We start from the raw sequence: 3875 nt of genomic DNA on the forward strand, positions 1-3875 counted from the left end.
AGCTCGTCGACGAGGGCCTGGCGGTGGCGGCGGCCGACGGCGTCACCCTGCTGGGGGACGTCCGTCAGGCGGTGCGCAAGATCGCGGAGACGATGCCGGGCCAGTTCTCCTCGACCGCCCAGGACCTGGCCCGCGGCAAGCCGACCGAGATCGATCACCTGAACGGCTTCCTGGTCCGGCGCGGGGAGGCCCTGGGCGTGCCCACGCCGGCCAACCGCGTGCTGCACACGCTGGTCCATCTGGCGGAGCTCAGCCGCGCCTGACTGGCGGCCGACCCCAGGCCGCGGTGGAAGCCGTCCCCAACGTGAAGAAGCCGGGACGAGCCCGGCTTCGTGACGGTGGCCGGCGCGAGGCCTGGCCCTCAAGGGACGGTGCCCGGGGCGCGCTTCACTTGCGCATCAGCGTCGACTTGCCGAACAGTGACTCGACCAGGTCCACCGCCACCAGCGCGGTCTTGTTGCGCACGTCCAGCGCCGGGTTGAGCTCCATGATGTCCAGCGACGCCAGCCGGCCGGTGTCCGCGATCATCTCCATGCAGAGCTGGGCCTCGCGGTAGGTCGGTCCCCCCGGGATGGTGGTGCCGACGCCGGGCGCGACGTCCGGGTCCAGGAAGTCCACGTCGAAGCTGACATGCAGGTGGGTGTTGGCGTCCATCGTGGCCAGCGCCAGCTCCATCGTGTGGCGCATGCCCATCTCGTCGATGTAGCGCATGTCGAAGACTTCCAGGCCGACCTCGTGGACGAAGCGTTTCTCGCCGGGGTCGACGCTGCGGATGCCGATCTGACGGATCCACTTCGGATCGATCGCGGGGACCTTGCCGCCGATCTGGATCAGCTCCTGCGGGCCGTAGCCGCACAGGCAGGCGACCGGCATGCCGTGGATGTTGCCGCTGGGCGTGAGCTGGCTGGTGTTGAAGTCGGCATGGGCGTCCAGCCACAGCACGCGCAGCTTCTTGCCGGTGTCGCGGCAGTGGTGCGCCACCGCCGCGATCGAGCCCAGCCCCAGGCAGTGGTCGCCGCCGAGCAGGATGGGCATGCGGCCGGCGCCCAGTTCGGCGTAGACCGCGTCGTGCACCGCCTGGTTCCAGGCGGTGACCTCGTCCAGGTGTCGGTAGCCGGCGGTCGGCGGCTGCCAGGGGTTGGACGGGCCGGTGAGGTTGCCGCAGTCCTTGACCTCGACGCCATGTGCCCGCAGCGCCTCGGCCAGGCCGGCCACCCGCAGGGCCTCCGGCCCCATGCTGGCGCCTCGGGCGCCGGCCCCCACGTCGGTGGGGGCGCCGATCAGGCTCACGTGTCGTGCTGCGGTCATGGTCCAACCTCTCTTGCTTTGGGATGCCCCCGGAAGGGCGGATCAGGTGCCGTCGCCCCCGCTGCCGTTGCCGTTCGCGGGCGAGCCGATGTCGTATTCCTTCATCAGCAGCGCCCAGGCCTCGTCGGCGGTCTCGACGTAGTGGAAGAGCTGCTCGTCGCCCGGGCTGATCATGCCGGTGTCGATCAGCAGCTCGAAGTCGATCAGGCGCGACCAGAAGTCGCGTCCGAACAGCAAGATGGGGCGACGGCGGCACTTGCCGGTCTGGATCAGCGTCAGCGTCTCGAAGAGCTCGTCCAGCGTGCCGTAGCCGCCAGGGAAGGCCGCCAGCGCCACCGACCGGATCAGGAAGTGCATCTTGCGCAGCCCGAAGTAGTGGAAGCGGAAGCAGAGCTCCGGCGTGATGTACTGGTTGGGCCGCTGCTCGTGCGGCAGCACGATGTTCAGGCCGATGCTGCGGCCGCCGGCCTCGTGCGCGCCGCGGTTGCCGGCTTCCATGATGCCGGGACCGCCACCGGTGACGACGTACAGCGGATGCGCGAAGTCCTTGGTGTGCTCGGTGATCAGGCGCGCGAACCTGCGCGCTTCCTCGTAGTAGCCGCTCATCACCAGACGGCGCTCGGCGCGTTGCAGCGCGGCCTCGTCCTTGGCGGCGCGCGCGGCTTCGACCGCCGCCTGCGCGGACTCGCGGTCGGCGATGCGCGCGCTGCCGAAGATCACCACCGTCGACTGGATGTCCAGCTCCTGCTGGATCAGCTCCGGTTTCAGCAGCTCGAGCTGCATGCGCACCGGGCGCAGCTCGGGGCGGAGCAGGAAGTCGGTGTCGGTGAACGCCAGCTGGTAGGCGCTGGGGGGATTGGCGTCGAACGCGGCGTCGAAGGCCGCTTGTTGCGCGGCCTCCTCCTGCGCGGAGGGGAAGTTGCGGGCGGTGAGTTTGTCGCTTCTGATCATGATTCGATGGCCCGGGAGCTTACGGGCGTTGCCACTTAATTTCTGTTCGTCTCGCGCGGCGGCGCAGCGGCGTGGACGACGGTTTGTTGCGCGCGCTCAGCGGTCGCCGCAGCACGGGCAGCGCGGGTCGCGCGCGACCTGCAGGTCGGTCCATTCCATCCGCCGCGCATCCAGCATCAGCAGCCGGCCCGGCAGCGCCGAGCCCATGCCGGTGAGCAGCTTGAGCGCCTCCGCGGCCTGCATGCTGCCGATGATGCCCACCAGCGGCGCGAACACGCCCATCACCGCGCAGCGCTGCTCTTCCGGCGGCTGGTCCGCCGGGAACAGGCAGGCGTAGCAGGGGAAGCGCCGCTCGCGGCTGTCGTAGACGCTCAGCTGCGCGTCGAAGCCCAGCGCGGCGCCCGACACCAGCGGCTTGCCGTGCTTGACGCAGGCCGCGTTGACGAGGTGGCGGGTGGGGAAGTTGTCGGTGCAGTCCAGCACCACGTCGGCCTGCGGCACGAGCGTGTCCAGCAGCGCGGCGTCGGCGCGCTCGGTGATCGCGCGCACGCGCGGTTCGGGATTGATGGCGGCGATGCCGGCGGCGGCCGATTCGGCCTTGGGCTGGTCCACCCGCGCCAGGCTGTGCGCGATCTGGCGCTGCAGGTTGGTCACGTCGACGCGGTCATGGTCGACCAGCGTGATGCGCCCGACGCCGCCGTGCCCAGGAACAGCGCCGCGGCGAGCCCAGGCCGCCGGCGCCGATCACCAGCGCATGCGCGTCCAGCAGGCGCTGCTGGCCCTCGACGCCGATGTCGTCCAGCAGGATGTGGCGCGAGTAGCGCAGCAGTTGGTCGTCATCCATGGTTCATTCCGGCGGGGTCTCGTCGCTGGTCTGCGGCTGGCGCAGGCCCACCTGCAGCGGCAGCTTGAGCAGCTCCTTGCCGCGCTGCACCGCGATCACCGTCTGGCTCTCGGGCCGCAGCGCCGCCACCACGTTGACCAGTTCCCGCGGCGAGCGCACCGCCTGGCCGCCGACCTCGGTGACGACGTCGCCCGCCTCCAGGCCGGCCTTCGCGGCGGGGCTGGCCTTGAAGACTTCCTTGACCAGCACGCCGTGATCGACGGCCAGCTTGAGCGTGTCGACGACCTCCGGGTTGACGTCGCCGGTGATGACGCCGAGCCAGCCGCGCGAGACCTTGCCGTCCTTCACCAGCGCCTCCAGCACCTGGTAGGCGGAGTCCACCGGGATCGCGAAGCCGATGCCCAGGCTGCCGCCGCCGGTGCGCGAGTAGATCGCGGTGTTGATGCCCACCAGCCGGCCCTGCACGTCCACCAGCGCGCCGCCGGAGTTGCCGGGGTTGATGGCGGCGTCGGTCTGGATGAAGTTCTCGAAGGTGCTCAGGCCCAGCTGCGTGCGGCCCAGCGCGCTGACGATGCCGGAGGTGACCGTCTGGCCGACGTTGAAGGGATTGCCGATCGCCAGCACCACGTCGCCGACCTGCAGCTCGCCGGCCTTGCCGGGATGGATCACCGGCAGCGGCGGCGGCAGCGTGATGCGCAGGACGGCCAGGTCGGTCTCGGGATCGGTGCCGACCAGACGCGCCGCGGTGTCGCGGCCATCGGCCAGCTGGACC

At 70.7% G+C, this 3875-nt stretch carries 4 protein-coding genes and 1 pseudogene; 1 reads left to right on the forward strand and 4 read right to left on the reverse strand.

What is annotated here, in order from left to right:
• Positions 1–263, forward strand: a 263-nt coding sequence (locus FUT87_RS21740) for a ketopantoate reductase family protein (RefSeq protein WP_310735289.1), incomplete at its 5' end; no start/stop codon positions are given.
• A 124-nt stretch (positions 264–387) separates the two neighbouring features.
• On the opposite strand, the gene rocF is transcribed toward FUT87_RS21740, so the two are convergent.
• The 4 genes and pseudogenes from rocF to FUT87_RS21760 all read right to left on the reverse strand — a co-directional run.
• The gene (gene rocF / locus FUT87_RS21745) at positions 388–1308 is read right to left on the reverse strand and encodes an arginase (RefSeq protein WP_091721709.1); all 921 of its coding nucleotides are present in this window, start codon (positions 1306–1308) and stop codon (positions 388–390) included.
• Between the two features lie 42 nt (positions 1309–1350).
• Positions 1351–2259: an LOG family protein gene (locus FUT87_RS21750; protein ID WP_091721713.1), complete on the reverse strand. Its 909-nt coding sequence runs from the start codon at positions 2257–2259 to the stop codon at positions 1351–1353.
• 96 nt (positions 2260–2355) lie between these two features.
• A pseudogene (locus FUT87_RS21755) lies at positions 2356–3103 on the reverse strand (HesA/MoeB/ThiF family protein).
• Between the two features lie 3 nt (positions 3104–3106).
• A partial coding sequence (locus FUT87_RS21760) for a S1C family serine protease (RefSeq protein WP_147242364.1) occupies positions 3107–3875 on the reverse strand: 769 nt, incomplete at its 5' end.

The organism is Mitsuaria sp. TWR114, assembly GCF_007997345.1.